This is a genomic window from Nonomuraea sp. NPDC049684, from assembly GCF_044465345.1.
Lineage (GTDB): Bacteria > Actinomycetota > Actinomycetes > Streptosporangiales > Streptosporangiaceae > Nonomuraea.
On the sequence record NZ_JBITLO010000001.1, the window covers coordinates 985,895 to 1,002,691 of the forward strand.

Sequence of the window (16,797 nt, forward strand, 5' to 3'; positions counted from 1 at the left end):
TTGTCAGCGGTCAGTCATCGATCAGTCTGACCCAGCCCGAGACATTCCAGGCCGCGGTCGAGGGGCTGTAGATGGCGAAGTCGATCGCGCCGCCGATGGTCGTGTATCCGCTCTTGCCCTTCCAGCTCACCCCGACCCCGGTGTCGTTGCTGTTGGCCCAGGCCCAGGGGTCGACCTGGCCCCGGCAGTTGTAGATGCTGCCTCCGACCGAGAAGCCGAAGATGCTGACGGAGATGGGCTGCTGCCGGCAGGGCTCGAAGAACTGCGTCCACTTGGGGTCCTGGTCCATGATTGCGTTGCCGGGCGGGACGTAGGTCCACTGCCAGGTCTGTTTGATCTCTGTGCCCTTCGCGAGGTCGTAGGCGCTGTGCCAGATCTGGCCGAGGACTCCCCAGTTCCCGGCTCCGTCGTTGTTGACCAGCCAGTAGCCGAACCAGCCGTAGATATGGGCGTTGCCGAACCAGTAGTCGGCGACCAGCGCCCAGTCCGGGTTCCGGTCCACCGGGGTGCTCAGGGCGGCGGCGGCCTCGCTGGTCGCCGGTTCGGGGCCGGACCCGGCGTACTTCAGCAGTTCGGACTTGCTGAGGTTCGGTCCGGTGACGGACAGTCCGACCGCTCGGCCGCCGGCGACCTGGGCGGAAGGGGCCACACCGGGGACCTGAGACGCCGCGTGGACGACCCGGACGGTGCTGCCGGGCAGCACCCCTTGAAGCCTGAGCTTCGCGCCGGTGTTGGAGGTCCAGGTGATGGTCCGGACTCCGACGGCATCCGCCGCGCTGACGGACTCGGTGAAGGTTTCGCCCGCCTGATCGGAGACGATGGTGACCGGCTTGTCCCGGCCGGGCGGCGGTGACTGAGCCGCCGCCGGACTCGTCGTCAGGGCCAGCGTCACGGTGACGACGGCCAGGATGCGCAACGACCTCATGGTTCTCCTTCCGGTGCCGGAGCGGGGTGACGAGGGGAGGTGCGGCTCCAGCTCCTCCAGAAAACGATTTCAGTAACCGCTCGTCCAAGACTTTCTTGGGATCACCGGGACACTTCTCGATATGGCTCACTTCCGTGTGAACCGCCACCAGGTCGCGGTCGTGAGCACCGACGTTCGACGACCGTCGGAGATCGGCCATGCGCCGGTGGCCGGCTGAGAGCTGACCGCGCATCCGGCCGAGCGCTCGCCCGGCGAGCCGGAAGTGCGGAATCGGCCGCGCACCCGATCGGCTTGCGAGGCAGGATGTGAAGGATGACGATCACGCCTCCCGGCCAGCCTCCGCGGCCGCCTGCGCCGCCCGTTTTCTGGAAGGTCTCCCTGACCGGCGCGGCGGTCTGCCTCGTGCTGGCGGTCTATGCGGCGCTCATGGACGACGTGCAGGCCATGACCGCCCTGGCCACGGCCGCCGCCGGGTTCGCCGTCCTCTTCATCCGGGCCTACGTCCGGGCGCGGCGCTGAGAGGCGAGGGCCTGACCGGCGTCACCCATGAGCCCATGCTCGCCATGGCCCTCCATCGGCGTGATCAGGAGATGCGCCTGCGCGACATCGCCGGACGCGCGCGGATCGGTCAGCCGAACCGCAGGACGAACCGCCCGCGGACGCCGCGCCGTTCGAGCGAGCGATGCGCGTCGGCGGCTCGGGAAGCCGGCAGTTCGCCGGCCACGCGCACGGTGAGCCTTCCTTCACCGGCGAGTGCGGCGAGCCGGTCGAGCTCGGCCGCGGCCTCGACGTAGTCGCGGACGAAGATCGGGACGACGCGGACCCGGCCGGTCCCGTCGCCCTGGTAACCGCGGACGGTGACGACCGTGCCGCCGTCCTTGACGGCAGAGAGCGCGGCGGCCTCCAGCACGGCGGCGTCGAGGAGCCCGTCCACGCCGCCCGGGTGGCGGCGGCGGACCGTCGCGGCGAAGTCGTCCCCCCGCGGCACGACTTCGTCGGCTCCGCACTCGCGGACGAAGGTCTCGTCCTGCTGGGCGGCGTCGGCGACGACGACCAGCCCGTCCTGCTTGGCGAGCTGGACGAAGTACCCGCCGACGGTGCCGGCTGCGCCGGTGACGGCGACCGTCGCGCCGGACGGGAGCGCCAGCGTGTCGAGCGCGAGCCGGGCGGTGAGCCCGTTCATCGGGATGGTGGCGGCCTGGACGTCCGAGAGCCCGGCCGGGATCCTCGCGACCGAGCGTGCCGATATGACCAGGTCTGCCCGGTAGCCGCCGTGCGGGCCCGAGGGCACCACGATGGCCATGACGGCGTCCCCGATCGCGAACGGGCGGTCGACGGCGGGACCGATCTCGGTGATCACGCCGGCGACCTCCATGCCCGGCACCCGTACCGCGTCGGCCTCACCCTGCCGCGGACGAGAACGGATCATCGCGTCGGCCGGGTTCACCGTGGCGCTGCTCACCCGGATCCTGACCTGACCGGGACCGATCGGCTCGGCGTCCAGGTCGAGCTCGCCGAGGGCGTCCGGTCCGCCCGGCCGCGTAACGCCGATTGCTTGAACCATGGTCGTTCGCACTCCTTGTCGGTTGCCGCCTGGGCGGCGATGGGCAGGGCCGATCGCGGCCGGTGAGCGGCCTGGTCCGGCTACGGCGATGTGAGGGCGTGCAGGCCCTCCAGCAGGAGGCTGCACACCTGGTCGAGTTCGGCGCCGATGCCGGGGTTCTGCCATTCGGCCGCGTGGGCGAGGTGGTGGTACTTGGCAGTGGCGTTGAAGACCACGCGGGCGGTGGCCTCCGCGTCGTCCGTGCGGAGGCTGCCGTCGGCGGCGCCGTCGGCGATGATGGCCGTCAGCTGGCCCAGGAGGTCGGCGACGTGGTCGGTGGCGACGCTGCTGTGCGCGGCCGCGAGGATTCCGTAGGCGGCGAACAGCTCCGGGTCCTCGCGGATCTTCGCCTGCTTCGCGGCCAGGACGGCGTGCAGCCAGGTACGCAGCCGCCGCGCCGGCGGGACCGCGCGGTCGGCGGCGATGACGGCGAGGGCGTCGCGGTTGCGGTCGAGCCAGCGCCGGGTCACGGCCTCGCGCAGCGCCTGCTTGGAGGGGAAGTGCTTGTAGACGGCGGCGTGGCTGACCCCGAGCGCCCTGGCGACGTCGACGACCGTCGCCTTGCCCGGTCCGTGGCGGCGCAGGATCTCCTCGGTGGCCGCCAGGATGGCGTTCGCGTCCAGCGGGGTTCGGGCGGGCATCAGCGCCTGCCGCCCGTTCGCTCGCTGTCCAGGAGCGCGAGCAGGGCGGGGACGTAGCGTTCTCCCGCGACCGCCCCTCGCGGGGCGGCTTGCTCGATCGCGTCCAGGTCGGCCTCGGTCAGCCGCAGGCCGGCGGCGTCCACCGCCTCGGTGACGCGGTGCGGCCGGCTGGCCCCGACCAGCGCGACGATGTCTCGGTGCACGCGCCCCTGCGCCAGCACCCACGCGATCGCGAGCTGCGCGACCGTGGCGCCGCGGGCGGCGGCGATCTCCCGAAGCCGCTCGACCGACGCGAGGTTGGTCTCGATGTTGCCAGTGGCGAAGCGGGGCAGGTGTGCGCGATGCCGTGCGTCGCCGGCCGACGGCCGCCACGTGCCGGTCAGCATTCCCTGGGCGAGCACCCCGTAGGCGGTGACGCCGATGCCCAGCTCGCGGCAGGTGGGCAGGATCTCGTCTTCGACGCCACGGCTGAACAGCGAGTACTCGATCTGGACGTCGGTGATCGGGTGCACGGCGTGCGCGCGGCGGATCGTCTCGGCGCCGACCTCCGACAGCCCGATGCCGCGCACGTAGCCCTTCCGCACCATCTCGGCGACGGCGCCGACGGTCTCCTCGATCGGGACCGCGGGGTCCAGCCTGGCCGGGCGATAGATGTCCACGTAATCGGTGCCCAGCCGCTGGAGCGAGTAGCCCAGGAAGTTCGGGATCGCGTCCGGCCGGCCGTTGACGCCGCGGACGCTGCCGTCCACACCGAACAACGCGCCGAACTTCACGCTCAGCACGGCGCGGTCGCGATCGGCGGGGCGCAGCGCCTGCCCGATGAGCGTCTCGTTGTGCCCCATCCCGTAGTGGTCGGCCGTGTCGATGAACGTGATCCCGGCGTCGAGCGCGTCGCGAAGCGTCGCGATGCCCTGCTCGTCGGCGCTGCGTCCGTACGCACCGGACATGCCTGCACAACCGAGCCCGACAGCCCCCACACAGACGTCGGCGCCGAGTGTCCTCTGCTCCATACGAGAAACGCTAAGCGGGTTTGTAACAGATGTCAAAACTTGTAACTTGCTACCTCTTCTCGCCAGGCGGGATCTGGTGTCGGCGGGGTTCTCCGAGGTGAGTGCTCACCTGCCGTTGCGGCGGGAGCAATCCTGATCGCGACGGCCTGCTGCCGGTGCCGCAGAAGGTCACGCCGCTCAGGTCCACCACCGGCACGCTTGACAGAACCGCCGGTCAGGGATCCTTGACCTGTGGGCGGTCAGCTTCAACGGCCGGCGCCGCGCCGGTCGGACTGTCCCGGAATTGCCGGGGCTACCTGCCATTTCAGGGCGCGGCTTGTCCTGATGCCCCCGGGCGTGACCGGGGGCTCGGAGCGGTCAGTGACGCCGGCGGAGCTCTTCGTTGATGCGCAGCGCCTCGGCGAGCTGGTCTTCCAGGATGATGATGCGGCAGGCCGCTTCCAGCTGGGTGCCGGCGTCGACGAGTTCGCGGGCGCGGGCGGCCAGGCGCAGCTGGTAGCGGGAGAAGCGGCGGTGGCCGCCCTCGCTGCGTAGTGGCTCGATCAGCTTGGCGGCGCCGAGGCTGCGCAGGAACGCCGGGGTGACGCCGAGGATTTCGGCGGCCCGGCCCATGCTGTAGGCGGGATAGTCCTCATCATCGAGCCGCCGCCCGAGACTGCCGGCCTCTTCGACCGCCTGGGCCGGGTGAGTGGCCGGGTGAGCTCCGGTGGGGCGGGGCTGCTCCCGCCTGGAAGCGCTGACCGTTGCCTGAGATGTTTGATCCATTCAACCTTCCCGAATGCGAACAGGGGCCCCGGCGCCATGATGCGCCGGGGCCCAGAGGTTTAACACCATCGACCGGCCCTGCCTGCGTGCTGCAGGGGCGGTTCACTTATGCCGCGCCAGCCGCCAGATGCGGGGACGCGGGGATCGCGTAAGCGTGACCGTAGACCACCGTCCTGTTCGTGGAGCTGCGGTACCCGTGCGGCGACATGCGGCCGGCGACGGGCGATCCTGATGGCGTCCAACACTCCCTTCCGGTTATCCGTACCTCGGCACCCTGACCGCTGGTGCCGACTTCCTGCAAAACGGCAGCGCGTCCACCGCCCCGGCCCTCTTGCTCAACCACCTGGCCGCGGCAGTCCGACCTTCTGCCCTCTTCCTCGTTCCGTACTGCTGTCCACGTCCGTCCGGGCAGCCCCGTCATGGTGCTCGTACTGCGCTGCCCTCGTGGATCCATCCCTTGCGATGTCAGGAACTCTAGTCCCCCACAGCGCGAATGTCTACTGTGGCGACTACAGATTTTCTTGCACCCTTGAGTAAGAGCTCCGCCTCTGTGCGAGCTGTCCTCACCGAATGGGACGCTTCCGAGCCGAAGGCCGACCCACCGGCCCAGCTTCAATCACTGACCGGTGACAGCCATTGGGAGTCAGGGCCCAAGCACTGCAGATGGGCGGCGCTCAGCTCATACTGTCGGCCAGCAGCCAGTTGGTCCGGCGGCATCTGCGCCCCGGCGGCGATCAGGGGCGCCAGGCCACTGCCGAGGTTCCCGCACTCAGCCCGTCGAAGCGCTAGCGGGCGTCTTCCGGACCGGCGGCGTTGAGGGTCGCGGCCCACTCTGCGGACCACCCGGCGAGCGGGCGCAGCGCACGATAGGCACCGTGGCCCAGCTCAGTGAGGGCATAGGCGGTGTCCGGGTGCTGCTCGACGAGGGCGGCGTCGAGCAGCTCGGTCAGCCGTTGCCGCAGCACGCTGGAGGACATGTTGTCGCAGCGCTCCTGCAACGCACGGAACCCGACCGGCCCGTCTCGCAGTTCCCAGACGATCCGCAGGTTCCACCTGCGGCCGAACAGGTCGAGGGCGGCCATCAGCGGCCGGCCGGTGCTCGACCCTCGGACCGCCCGTCCCGGCCTGGGTGCCGCCATCCGTCGTACCGTCCCGTCTTGCTGCTTCGATATCCGACACACTAACGTGTGTCGCGTTGATTCGATTTCCGAAGCACTGAGGGCTCCCCGGGACGCGAACCGGCAGCCTCGGGTGGCGACCCGAGCCGGGCCGGATCGGCACGTCCTCACAACTTCCCGGCGCTTTGTCACCGGGCGAAGCCGGACGTGTCCGGCCGAACACAGGAGGTTTCCATGGCCAAGGGCTACTGGGTCAGCGTTTACCCCGCCATTCCCGCCCCTGAGACGCTGAGTGCCTACAACGAGCTGGCGGGTCCGGCCGTCCGGGCTGCGGGCGGGCGGGTCCTGTCCCGTGGCGGTCGAGTCGTCGCCCACGAGGCCGGAATCGCGCAACGCGTCGTTCTGATCGAGTTCGACAGCTTCGAACAGGCCGTCGAGGCTTACGAGAGCGAGGCGTACAAGAAGGCGCTGGTGGCTCTCCCCGACGGCTTCCAGCGCGACTTCCGCATCATCGAAGGCACCGACTGACCGGCGGACCCAGCTCTCGCCGAGCATCCGTCACCTGATGCGCGCACGGCGCTCAACGTTGTCGGCGGGGTTGTCCAGCATCAGCGGTGTCGATGTCTGAGATCATCCATGGGCCACGCCATCGGCAGTGCGGTGATCATCCGCTGTCCGGTGCAGGACGGCACCGGCTGAGGCGGGCCGGTACGCTCCAGGACTCGTTCGGTCATCCGTTGCGGCCAGGCCGTTCACGGCTGCCAGTTCCTTGTGTCGAAGGGGGGCCGATGTCCTGGCCGAATGTCACAGTGGTTGATGCGTGCGTGCGGCGCGACGGCCGGGGCGGTAGCCCCACGGCCGTCACCGACGACGACCCGGCGGCGACGGACGCGGACCGGCGGGCGGTCGCTGCTGCGGCCGGCGCCTCGCACGCGGCGTTCCTCGGCCCAGGGCGGACGCCGGACGGCGGCCGGCCGGTCCGGTTCTTCACCGCCACCGCCGAACTGCCCGGCTGCGGCCACGGCACCGTTGCCGCACAGGCCGTCCGGTTGACCCGCACCGCGCTGAGCGAGCTGAACGACCGCCAGCACACCGGCGGCCGCACGTTCGACACCGTCGCGATCCGCCGCTCCGCCGGCATCGAGGTGTGGTTCGACCAGGGCCTCGTCGCGCTGCGCCACCCGGCGCCGGACGAGCGCGCCGCGATCGTCACCGCGCTCGGCCTCACCGCGGACGATCCGCATCCGGCCGACGCGCCACGGATCGCCGCGCCCGGCGCACCGCGCATGCTGGTGCCGGTCCGCGACCGGTCGGCGCTGTTCCGAGTCCGCCCACACCTCGGCGAGCTGACAGCGGCGTGCAGACGGTACGGGCTCCTCGGCTGCTTCGTGTACGTACCGCCGGTGGGCGACCGACCGGGTGCGGCGCGGATGTTCGCGCCGGCGATCGGTGTCGACGAGGACGTCGCCAACGCCAACAGCACCGGCTGCCTGGCCGCCCACCTGCTCGACACGACAGGGGCGCAGACGGTCGCGATCGAGGTGGAGCAGGGTGACACCCTCGGTCGACCGGCCAGCGTGCTCGCCTCGGCCCGGCGCGTGCCGGCGGGCATCACGACCCGGGTCGGCGGGCTGGCAGTGGTCCGCCGAGGCGACGACCAGACCGTCTCCCCTGCGATCCGCGCATGAGGCTGGGACTGCCCGCCGCGGTCAAGCGCCGACGCCCGGCGCCGGGTGCCAGCGGGACACGGCGCCGAGGGCGGCGGCTGAGCGTCCATCGGGAGACGCTCAACCTGGCTGCCACGGCGCTGCGGGTTTGTCCGGCGCCGCTCTCGTTCGCGGCCTGCGACAAGGGCGTTAACGGCACCGGAACGCCGCGGCGGTCTCGGCCGGGGCCGCTCGGCCAGCAGCCCGTACAGCCGGGCGCTCTCAGCCCGACGCACCTCGCTGACCAGGCGGGTCAGCGTCGTGATCCAGCCGAGCCACCGTCAAGCCCGGTCCGATCCGCCTCGCCGGCCTGCAGGGCACCAGGGGGCTGCTGGTGAACGATTCCCCCAGCGTGGAGAGCCGGTAGACCGCGCCTGTGTGCATCGACGCTTGATCGGCGCTGTTGCCTCTCACGACGAGCCCGCGTGCCTGGAGACGTCGTAGCGCCTGGGTCAGCACCTTGTCGCTGACTCCCGCGATCCTCGCGAGCAGTTCCTTGCGTCGCGTCGGCCCCAGGCGCAGGGCCGAGAGGACGACAGGATCCCAGGAGCACGCCGTTGGGTGGCTCGTCCTCCCCTGTCACGCTGCCCAGGACGATTCAGAGATCGGAGGCTCGCGGACGCTCGGACATGACACGACAGTTCTGGCGCCTCCGCAGCACCCACGTGAGGGTGGCGCCGTCGTTGATCACGGCGGAGATCCCGGCCGGTGCTCCCGAACCCGGTGAGTCGCCGAGCATCAGGTACGGTCTCCGGCTCCGGGGACGATCAAGCCGGTCTCGTATGCGACGACCACCGCCTGGGCGCGGCTGGACAGCTTGAGCTTGGTCATGAGGCGGCCCAGGTGGGATTTGACGGTGGCCTCGGCGATGTCCAGGCGGGCGGCGATCTGCTGGTTGGTCAGGCCCTGGCCGACCAGGTGCAGCACGGCGGTCTCCTGGCTGGTGAGCCGGGCGAGTTCCTCGGGCCGGCGCCGGTTGGGTTCGGGCGTGGTGACGAAGTGGTGGACCAAACGCCGGGTGACGCTGGGCGCCAGCAGCACCTCGCCGCGGGCGACCGTGGCGATCGCGGCCAGCATCTGGTCGGCGGGGGTGTCCTTGAGCAGGAATCCCGAGGCGCCGGCGCGCAGGGCGGCGAAGACGTGTTCGTCCAGGTCGAAGGTGGTCAGGATGAGGATCTTCGGTGCCGGGCCGGCGGCGTGGGCGAGGATGTGGCGGGTGGCGGCGACGCCGTCCAGGTTGGGCATGCGGATGTCCATCAAGATGACGTCCGGGGCGGTCGCCGCGGCTTGGGCGATGGCTTCGTGGCCGTCGGCGGCCTCGCCGACGACAGCGAGAGCGGCGTCGGTGCGGAGGAGGGCGACCAGGCCCGCGCGGACCAGGGCCTGGTCGTCGACGACCAGGACACGGATGGTCCCGCGGTCGGTGTCGGGGCCGGTCATCGGGACGCTCCCGGTCGCGGTGCGCTCTGCTGCTGGTGGGGGCGAGCCGCGGCGAAGGCGGACTCCGCGAGCGAGGAGGCGGGCTCGGCGAGTGGGGAGGCGGGCTCCGCGAGCGATGAGAGGGGCTCGGCGAGTGGGGAGGCGGGCAGGTGCGCGGTCACGGTGAAGCCGCCGTCCGTACGTGGGCCGGCGGTGAGGGTGCCGCCGTAGAGGGTGGCTCGTTCGCGCATGCCGATCAGCCCGTGCCCGTCGGCGGCGCTGTGCCCGGCGGCGGCCGGGCCGTTGTCGCCGACCTGCAGCGTGACGGCGGCGGGGTGGTAGGTCAGGGTGAGGGTCACGTCGGCGTGCGGGGCGTGTTTGAGCACGTTGGTCAATGATTCCTGGGCGATGCGGTACAGGCACCGGTCCACGCCGGGCGGCAGCGGGCGTGCCTGACCGGAGGTCTCCCGCCGGATCGACAAGCCCGACAGGCGGGAGCGCTCCAGCAGCGTGTCCAGCTGGGCCAGCCCCGGCTGGGGGGCGTAGGAGTCCTCGCCGGTGTCGGACGTCAGGCGCAGGACCGACAGCATGTTCCGGAGTTCGGCCAGCGCCTCGCGGGTGGTGGCGGCGATCGCGGTGAACGCTTCACGTGCGGCGTCGGGCTCGGTGTCGATCAGGCGGCCGCCGGCGCCGGACTGGATCGAGACGACCGACAGGTGGTGGGCGACCACGTCGTGCAGTTCCCTGGCGATGCGCACGCGTTCTTCGGCGACCGCTCGCAGGGCTTTCTCCTCGCGTTCGATCTCCAGGTGGCGGGCGTGCTCGATGAGGTCCTGGTGGCGCAGCCTGCGGCTGCGCACCCCCTCCCCGATGGCCCAGGCCGCGCCGAGCTGCAGCGCGTTCTCGACCAGGCTCTTGAGGATCGCGAAGGTCAGCCCGGACCTGACGAGGTCGGGAACGAGGATGCCCGCCATCAACGCCAGGGCCAGGACGCCGTCGCGGTGGCCCTCCCGGCGGTAGGCCGCGACGGTGTAGAGGCTGACCAGCACCGGCGGAGCCTGGAATCCGTTGGGGTAGCCGGCCAGGCCGCAGCCGATCAGGCCCGCCGTGATCACCGCGAGGACGGCGACGGGGTGGCGCCTGCGCAGCACCAGCGGCGCGCTGGTGAGCACCGCCAGCAGGTACGCCAGCACGACCGGGTCATGGGCCGACAAGGCGGCCTGGGTCACCGCGAGCCCGGTCGACACACCGGCCAGCAGGCTGTCGGCGACCATCACCGGCAAGCCGCGCCACCAGCGGCCCCATCGTCGCACCACGTTCATGAGACGAAGGTAGCCGCCACCATGAACCGCTTTGTCCTCCTTTGGGAGGAGTCGTCGTTAGGGCAGCGGTTGCAGAGAAGCGGACGGTTGGTGTGCCGGTGGCAGGGCCCGGATCGACCTTCCGCACGATGCCCGGTGGCTGCTCAGAGCCCTAGTTTTGGATACAGCCGGTGATCAATGATCAACAGGGGGGCACCCCTGGGCTCGGACACATCACTACCGGAGCGTCGAAACCCGACGCGCGCCGGATCCGCAGGAAACAACCCCTTCACCAAGGAACGACGCATGCTCCTCATCAAGAGTGGAACGGCTGCCGCAATGGCCCTCACCGCCGGAATCGGATTGGGCGCCGCCGGACCGGCACAGGCCGCCACCCCCCTGGACCGCTTCCACCATCAGACGATCACCTGGCGCTCCTGCGCGACCGGACCCGGCGATCAGATGGGCCGGCAGATGGACGCCGCCGGCGCTCGGTGCGCCACCGTCCTGGTCCCGATGGACTACCGCAGGCCGCAGGGGCGGACCCTCTCCATCGCGCTCTCCCGGATCAAGGCCACCGATTCCTCGCGGCGCCGCGGCGTCCTGCTGCTCAACCCCGGCGGGCCGGGAGGCGCCGGCCTCTCGATGCCGCTCCTGGGCAAGGAGATGCCCGCGGTCGCGGCCCGTTACGACCTGGTGGGCATGGACCCCCGATTCGTCGGCCGCAGCACACCGATCAGCTGCCGGTGGCAGACCGACACCTTCCTCCGCTCGGCGGGACCCGACCGGCGTGCCTTCGACGAGGGGGTGCGTCTCGCCGAACAGTTGGCGGCGGGCTGCGCCGAGGGCAATCTCCAGACCCTGCCGTACGCCACGACCAGGAACACCGCACGCGACATGGACGTCATCCGGGCCGCGCTCGGCGAGCGGAAGCTGTCATACCTCGGCTACTCCTACGGCACCTACCTGGGCGCGACCTACCTGCAAATGTTCGGCTCGCGGGCCGACCGGGTGGTGCTCGACAGCGCCGTCGACCCGCGGGTGTACGGCCCGCGCATGTTCTCACGCGCCGCCCCCGCGATGGACGCCGCGCTGCGGCGCTGGGCGTCCTGGGCCGCCTCACATGACGACAAGTACGGGCTGGGCGGGACGCGTGACGCCGTCCTGACGACCGTGGAGAAGATCAACCGGCATCCCGTGCAGATCGGCGGATACCGTGTTGACGCCCATGTCGTGCCGTACTGGCTGTTCGCGCGCCTCTACAGCGACGACCCGCAGTCCTATGCCGTCCTCGCCGAGGAGGCGCGGGCGCTGAGCCGCGGCGGCGAGACACCGCCGCCCGCCTCGCTGCAGGAGTTCCTCGACGGCCTGTTCACCGGTTCCGGAGAGGCCTCGGACCGGGCGGGCACGGCGATCCTGTGCGGTGACCGGGCCGTACCCCGCGACCCGGCGACCTACTACCGCGACATCCAGCGGCACCGTGCCGCCGAACCACTGTTCGGACCGCTCGCCCGCAACATCACCCCGTGCGCGTTCTGGCCGGTCAAGCCGCTTGAGGCGCCCACGAGGATCGGGAACGACGTACCGGCGCTGATCGTCGGCGCGGCCGGCGACCCCGCGACGCCCTACCCGGGCCAGCAGGCCATGCACCGGGCGCTGACCGGCTCCCGCATGATCACATTGAACGACGCCTTCCGCCACGGCGCCTACCTCGCGGCGGGCAACGCCTGCGTCGACACCAAGGTGACCAGCTACCTGGTCGACGGCGCCCTGCCCGGCAAGGACGTCACCTGCGACCGCCCGGCCGTCTGACACCACCTCGGGTCGACGGTGACGCGCGTGGAGCAGAGCGCCCTGAATCCCACCCCGTTGTTGTCGTGTCAGTGGAGAGGATCTGGTCGTGCACCGGTATGCCCTTCAGCGCCAGCGCTGGAGTTTGTCAGGGTTCAGGATGATCCACACCGCCGTGACCTCGGCTCCGGCCACGCTCACGCTGACCACCGCCACGGCCTTGCCCGCCCGCCGCAGCACGAGCCCCGTCCTGCCGTTCACCGATCCGATGGCCGGCTCGGTTCCTGGCTGGCCGATCAGCAACGCCGTGACGACCCGCGCGACCGCGTCCGCGCCGTAAGCAGGCCGTACGGCGACGCGCACCTTGCCGCCGCCATCGCTGACGACGATCGCGTCGGCGGCCAGGACTTCCCGCAGCGCCTCGGTGTCGCCCGCCTGGCAGGCCGAGGCGAACCGGCGGGCCACCCGCTCGTGCCTGGCGAGCATCTCCGGGCCGTACCCGGCCTGGCGCGAGGCCGGGTACGGCACGGGCTGGAACCGGGTCCCCCGGCCGCCGGGCACGTGGTCGGGGGCAGCGTCGGGAGCAGGGTCAGGGGCAGGGTCAGGGGCGGGGGCAGGGTCAGGGGCGGGGGCGGCGACGAGCTCCAGGCAGATGCTTCCCGCTGTCCGCGTCAGCCAGGCGCGCGGCACCGCGACGGCGGCGCGCTCCTCCTCGTCGAGGGCGTACCAGCGGCGATAGGTCTCCTGGACGACGTGGTCCGCCGTGGCGTCCGAGCCGAACATGCACAGAGCGATCTCGAGCAGGTGCTGCCGTTCGTCGAGCATCTCCGCCAGCGACTCGGCGCCCGCCTCGGTCATGGTCTGCCGCCTCCTTCATCGTTGGCAGATAAGACCGGACAGCCCGTTACGTTGTGACAAAGCGGCTGCGAGGCCGCTTGAAGGCCTCGATCTTGGCCGGGTTGAGAATCCACAACAGGTGGTGGATCCCCTCCCTGGAGGCCTCGACGGCGAGCAGGGCGACGTCCCTGCCGTCCTGGGTGACGAGCACGCCTGGCAGCCCGTTCATCTCGACCCACGTGATGGCGGTGCCCGGCCAGAACCGCGGCGAGAACGCGGCCACGAACCTGGCCACCCGCTCGGTGCCCAGCACGGGGAACTTGGCCGATCCCCTGATGCCGTCGCCGTCGGAGGAGCTGACGACGTCGGCGGCGAAGAGCTTCTCCAAGGCGCCGACGTTTCCCGTCTGGGCGGCGTGGAGGAACGTCTCCAGGAGGCGCCGGTGCTGGCGCCTGTCGATGGGCTCGTGGCGGACGGCGGTCACGCGCCTGCGGGCGCGGCTCACGATCTGCCTGACATTGACCGGGGTGAGCCGCAGGATCTCCGCTATCTGCGGATAGGGGTAGTCGAATGCCTCGCGCAGGACGTAAGCGGCGCGCTCGGTGGGATTGAGCCTTTCCAGCAGGAGCAGAAAGGCCAGCTCCAGCGCTTCGCCGCGTTCGGCGCCGACGGTGGGGTCCAGGCTGGTGTCCACGGGTTCCGGCAGCCAGGGGCCGATGTAGGACTCCCGCCGCACGCGCGCCGACTGCGCCAGGTTGATGGCCAGCCGGGTGGTGACCAGCGCCAGGAAGGCCGGCGGGTTCTCGATGGTTTCGCGGTCGGTGTCCTGCCAGCGCAGCCACACCTCCTGGACGATGTCCTCGGCCTCGGCCGCGCTGCCCAGCATCCGGTAGGCGATGCCGAACAGCCGCGGGCGCAGCTCGATGAAGGCGGAGGCCGCCCGATCGAGAGCGTCCGCCTGGTCCGGGGATTCCGTGTTCATGTGCCCCACATCGATTCGCCCGTCGGCTTGAACAGGGGTTCGTCAGCCTCGCGCGTGGTCCGCAGCGTCGAGGATAGTCGCTGTCACGGCGTCGGGCCGGGAGGCCGCGAGCGCGTGGGAGGCGCCGGCGACCTCGCGGGTGCCGCGCGAGTCCGCGCGTTCGGCCATGAAGCGCAGTGCGGCGGCCGGGATGTTGCGGTCCTGGTCGCCGTGGACGAACCAGGACGGGACGGTGCGCCAGGGCGCCTCGTCGGCGGCGAGCCCGTCGGACAGGGCGCGCTCGGTCACCGGCCGCTGGGTCGCGGCCATCAGCGCGGCCTCCTCGGCGTCGAGGTCGGCACAGAACTGGCGGTGGAACTTGGCGGGGTCGATGCGGAACTCGTCGCCGCCGGAGGCCACCGGGTAGGCCTGCAGCGCCTGGCCGAGCGTGCTGCCCTCGAACTTGCTCGACAGCAGCAGCGCGCTCTCGCCGGGCTCGGGGGCGAAGGCGGCGACGTAGACCAGCGCGCGCACGGCCGGGTTGCCCACCGCCGCCTGGCTGATCACCATGCCGCCGTAGGAATGGCCGACCAGGACGACAGGGCCGCCGATGCCGCCGATCACATCCCGCAGGTAGGTGGCGTCGCCCTCCACGCCGCGCAGTGGGTTGGCCACGGCGACCGCGGTGAGCTGGCTTCCCCGCAGGCGCTGGATGACGCGGTTCCAGCCGGCCGACTCGGCGAAGGCGCCGTGGACGAGGAGAACGACTGGCTGGTTCATGGGATTGCCTCTCTGGTTGTTCACTCGTGAAAGCCGATCTCGCGGTGGGTGCCGTCGCAGAGCGGTTTGTTGCCGGAGTGACCGCAACGGCACAGCGTCATCCGGTTCCTGGTCTCCAGCGGCAGGCCGTCCGATCGGGTGACGGGGATTCCACCGGTCACCCACAGCGCGCCGGCGAGCCCGTCCTCCTCCTCCAGCACCGAGATGGCGCGCGGGAGGTCGGCCTCGATCGTCTCGCCGCCGCGTTCGAGGGCATAGCTGTAGGAGCCGGAGGGGCAATGATCGATGCGGCCCATGATGTCGGAGCGCACGTCGCTGTCGGCGGTGTCGTCGAGCATCTTGGCGATGGGCCTGGTCCGGCCGACGCAGAAGGCGGCGTGCACGCACAGCTCGCCCACCCGCCGCGCGGAGATGCCGACGCCGTCGTGCACGTGCTGCAACTCCTGGTAGGGCCGCATCGGCGCGGCCTCCGTGCCGTCGAAATCGGTCAGCGCGTGAGTGCCGTCGCAGAACGGCTTGGCGCCCGAACGGCCGCAGCGGCACAGCGCATAGGTTTCCTCGGTTTCCAGGGGCTCCCCGGTCTTCCAGGTGAGCGCGTTCTTCTGCTCAGCCGAGACGATCTTCCGCTTGCGCCGCAGGGGGACACGACCGTGGACGACGTATGGCCCGTCCCGGAGCACGACGATCCGCTGGTGGTCGCCCGCGCTCCAGCGGCGCAGCTCAGGCGGGACGTACTCGAAGGTGAGGCCGCCCCGCCGCATCAGCCCCTTCGCCTGGGCCTTGAGCGCGTACATCTCCCCGGTGGCGACGGCGAGCATCCTGGGGCTGCCGTTGAAGGCCAGCTCCAGCAGATGGAGGATCGCGCAGTAGGTGTGGTCGAACTCCTCCTGCGCGGCGCGGTCCGCAGGGTCGGGCGTCATGGGGAACACCCCGGTGAGATCCACCGGGAGCTTTTCACCGGTGGGCCCGGACTCGGGGGTGTCCCCGCGCCGGTAGCGGCGGCCGAGCTTCAGCTCCATGAAGCGGTAGTAATGGGCGACCTCGTCCTGGTCACCGTCCCAGACCTCGCCGCGGGCGTTGCCTTCCCCCTGCTCGACGATCTCCTTCAGCGCGTCCAGCGCGGAGGCGAGGTCGGTGACGGCGACGAGCCTGCCGCCGGTGTGACGGAAGTGGGCGCCGCTCACCTGCCGAGCCGGGTCGCCGGAGAAGACCTCCTTCTCGCCGAGCGTGTCGCACAAGTGGCGCAACCCCTGCTCGATCGCGGCGTAGAACTGGCCGATGGTCTCGTAGTCGTCGTCCTCCGGCGGGGCGCCTGGCGGTGCCGGCTGTTCCAGGCGCAGGAACATCTCCAGCGCTTCCGGGCCGAACGGCACCAGCGACAGGTCGAGGTCGCCGTGGGGCAGCTTGCGGGGGTGAGGCGGCAGCATCTCGGGCGTGTCGAGCCGCGGGGCGCCGCCGACGGCGTTGAGCAGGTTCGCCGCCAGCGCGAGATGCAGCATCTCCTCCACGAAGACGCTGCTCACCACCTCGACGGCCGCCGGGTTGCGCTCCGGGTCGAGGGAGTACAGCGCGGTCAGGTACGGCGGCAGGGTCGCGTGCTCCAGCTCGATCGCCCACTGCAGGTGCTCGCGCAGGCTGCCGAGCGTGCCGATCCGCGGCTCAGGCAACGTCGCCACCCGGCCGCGAGCCGTTCTCCAGCACCTCGACGGCGTCGCGCAGCCCCCGCAGGGCGATCCTCTCGCGATCGACGTCCGTCGGGTCGTACAGCCACTCGGTGACCGGCCGCCCCACCTCCTCTTCGGGGTGGCCGGCCTCCACGAGGGTCAGCTCCTCCTCGATCTCGACGTGGAGCTCGTACAGGAACTCGTTCTCACCGTTCGGGGTGCTCATGTCTCCTCCAAGGGATCTACAGTCGCCCGGCGATCCGGCCCGGCGCCGGC

17 protein-coding genes and 1 pseudogene are annotated in these 16,797 nt (G+C 71.1%); 4 read left to right on the forward strand and 14 right to left on the reverse strand.

Translation table 11 applies throughout. The annotated features are described in order from the left end of the window. Window positions 1-10: 10 nt before the first annotated feature. Window positions 11-925: a hypothetical protein gene (locus ACIBST_RS04375; RefSeq protein ID WP_397169015.1), complete on the reverse strand. Its 915-nt coding sequence runs from the start codon at window positions 923-925 to the stop codon at window positions 11-13. Between the two features lie 312 nt (window positions 926-1,237). On the opposite strand from ACIBST_RS04375, the gene ACIBST_RS04380 reads away from it, so the two are divergent. After that, on the forward strand, window positions 1,238-1,444 hold the full coding sequence (locus ACIBST_RS04380; protein WP_397169017.1) for a hypothetical protein: 207 nt from the start codon (window positions 1,238-1,240) through the stop codon (window positions 1,442-1,444). Window positions 1,445-1,553: 109 nt separating this feature from the next. On the opposite strand, the gene ACIBST_RS04385 is transcribed toward ACIBST_RS04380, so the two are convergent. The 5 genes from ACIBST_RS04385 to ACIBST_RS04405 form a co-directional block, all read right to left on the reverse strand. Beyond that, complete coding sequence (locus ACIBST_RS04385; RefSeq protein ID WP_397169019.1) at window positions 1,554-2,489, reverse strand: NADP-dependent oxidoreductase; 936 nt, start codon at window positions 2,487-2,489, stop codon at window positions 1,554-1,556. Window positions 2,490-2,569: 80 nt separating this feature from the next. After that, window positions 2,570-3,169, reverse strand: a complete 600-nt coding sequence (locus ACIBST_RS04390; RefSeq protein ID WP_397169021.1) for a TetR family transcriptional regulator — start codon at window positions 3,167-3,169, stop codon at window positions 2,570-2,572. Then, the gene (locus tag ACIBST_RS04395) at window positions 3,169-4,179 is read right to left on the reverse strand and encodes an aldo/keto reductase (RefSeq protein ID WP_397169022.1); all 1,011 of its coding nucleotides are present in this window, start codon (window positions 4,177-4,179) and stop codon (window positions 3,169-3,171) included. The genes ACIBST_RS04390 and ACIBST_RS04395 overlap by 1 nt, the downstream gene beginning before the upstream one ends. Before the next feature lie 357 nt (window positions 4,180-4,536). After that, the gene (locus ACIBST_RS04400) at window positions 4,537-4,791 is read right to left on the reverse strand and encodes a MerR family transcriptional regulator (protein ID WP_366328834.1); all 255 of its coding nucleotides are present in this window, start codon (window positions 4,789-4,791) and stop codon (window positions 4,537-4,539) included. 938 nt (window positions 4,792-5,729) lie between these two features. Next, window positions 5,730-6,083 (reverse strand): winged helix-turn-helix transcriptional regulator, encoded by a 354-nt coding sequence (locus ACIBST_RS04405; RefSeq protein WP_397169024.1) that lies wholly within the window; start codon window positions 6,081-6,083, stop codon window positions 5,730-5,732. A 213-nt stretch (window positions 6,084-6,296) separates the two neighbouring features. Here ACIBST_RS04405 and ACIBST_RS04410 point away from each other — a divergent pair, with 213 nt between their 5' ends. Both ACIBST_RS04410 and ACIBST_RS04415 read left to right on the forward strand, forming a co-directional pair. Then, on the forward strand, window positions 6,297-6,590 hold the full coding sequence (locus ACIBST_RS04410; protein WP_397169026.1) for a DUF1330 domain-containing protein: 294 nt from the start codon (window positions 6,297-6,299) through the stop codon (window positions 6,588-6,590). Between the two features lie 260 nt (window positions 6,591-6,850). Further along, on the forward strand, window positions 6,851-7,750 hold the full coding sequence (locus ACIBST_RS04415) for a PhzF family phenazine biosynthesis protein (protein WP_397169028.1): 900 nt from the start codon (window positions 6,851-6,853) through the stop codon (window positions 7,748-7,750). Between the two features lie 240 nt (window positions 7,751-7,990). Here ACIBST_RS04415 and ACIBST_RS04420 read toward each other — a convergent pair. The 3 genes and pseudogenes from ACIBST_RS04420 to ACIBST_RS04430 all read right to left on the reverse strand — a co-directional run. Next, a pseudogene (locus ACIBST_RS04420) lies at window positions 7,991-8,302 on the reverse strand (winged helix-turn-helix transcriptional regulator); the annotation flags it as partial. A 204-nt stretch (window positions 8,303-8,506) separates the two neighbouring features. Further along, complete coding sequence (locus ACIBST_RS04425; RefSeq protein ID WP_397169030.1) at window positions 8,507-9,208, reverse strand: response regulator; 702 nt, start codon at window positions 9,206-9,208, stop codon at window positions 8,507-8,509. Next, on the reverse strand, window positions 9,205-10,509 hold the full coding sequence (locus tag ACIBST_RS04430) for a sensor histidine kinase (RefSeq protein WP_397169032.1): 1,305 nt from the start codon (window positions 10,507-10,509) through the stop codon (window positions 9,205-9,207). The genes ACIBST_RS04425 and ACIBST_RS04430 overlap by 4 nt, the downstream gene beginning before the upstream one ends. Window positions 10,510-10,794: 285 nt before the next feature. Here ACIBST_RS04430 and ACIBST_RS04435 point away from each other — a divergent pair, with 285 nt between their 5' ends. Beyond that, window positions 10,795-12,300 carry an alpha/beta hydrolase gene (locus ACIBST_RS04435; protein WP_397169034.1) on the forward strand — a complete coding sequence of 502 codons (1,506 nt, stop codon included), beginning with the start codon at window positions 10,795-10,797 and terminating at the stop codon, window positions 12,298-12,300. 105 nt (window positions 12,301-12,405) lie between these two features. Here ACIBST_RS04435 and ACIBST_RS04440 read toward each other — a convergent pair whose 3' ends face one another. Genes ACIBST_RS04440 through ACIBST_RS04460 form a run of 5 tightly spaced genes read right to left on the reverse strand, consistent with a single transcriptional unit; the run spans window position 12,406 to window position 16,747 of the window. Beyond that, window positions 12,406-13,137 carry a hypothetical protein gene (locus ACIBST_RS04440; protein ID WP_397169036.1) on the reverse strand — a complete coding sequence of 244 codons (732 nt, stop codon included), beginning with the start codon at window positions 13,135-13,137 and terminating at the stop codon, window positions 12,406-12,408. A gap of 46 nt (window positions 13,138-13,183) precedes the next feature. Then, the gene (locus ACIBST_RS04445; RefSeq protein ID WP_397169038.1) at window positions 13,184-14,098 is read right to left on the reverse strand and encodes an RNA polymerase sigma-70 factor; all 915 of its coding nucleotides are present in this window, start codon (window positions 14,096-14,098) and stop codon (window positions 13,184-13,186) included. A 42-nt stretch (window positions 14,099-14,140) separates the two neighbouring features. Further along, on the reverse strand, window positions 14,141-14,857 hold the full coding sequence (locus ACIBST_RS04450) for an alpha/beta fold hydrolase (protein WP_397169040.1): 717 nt from the start codon (window positions 14,855-14,857) through the stop codon (window positions 14,141-14,143). Between the two features lie 20 nt (window positions 14,858-14,877). Continuing rightward, a complete protein-coding gene (locus tag ACIBST_RS04455; RefSeq protein WP_397169042.1) occupies window positions 14,878-16,524 on the reverse strand; it encodes a ferritin-like domain-containing protein in 1,647 nt (548 codons plus the stop codon). Continuing rightward, window positions 16,517-16,747 carry a hypothetical protein gene (locus ACIBST_RS04460; RefSeq protein ID WP_397169043.1) on the reverse strand — a complete coding sequence of 77 codons (231 nt, stop codon included), beginning with the start codon at window positions 16,745-16,747 and terminating at the stop codon, window positions 16,517-16,519. The genes ACIBST_RS04455 and ACIBST_RS04460 overlap by 8 nt, the downstream gene beginning before the upstream one ends. Window positions 16,748-16,797: the final 50 nt, after the last annotated feature.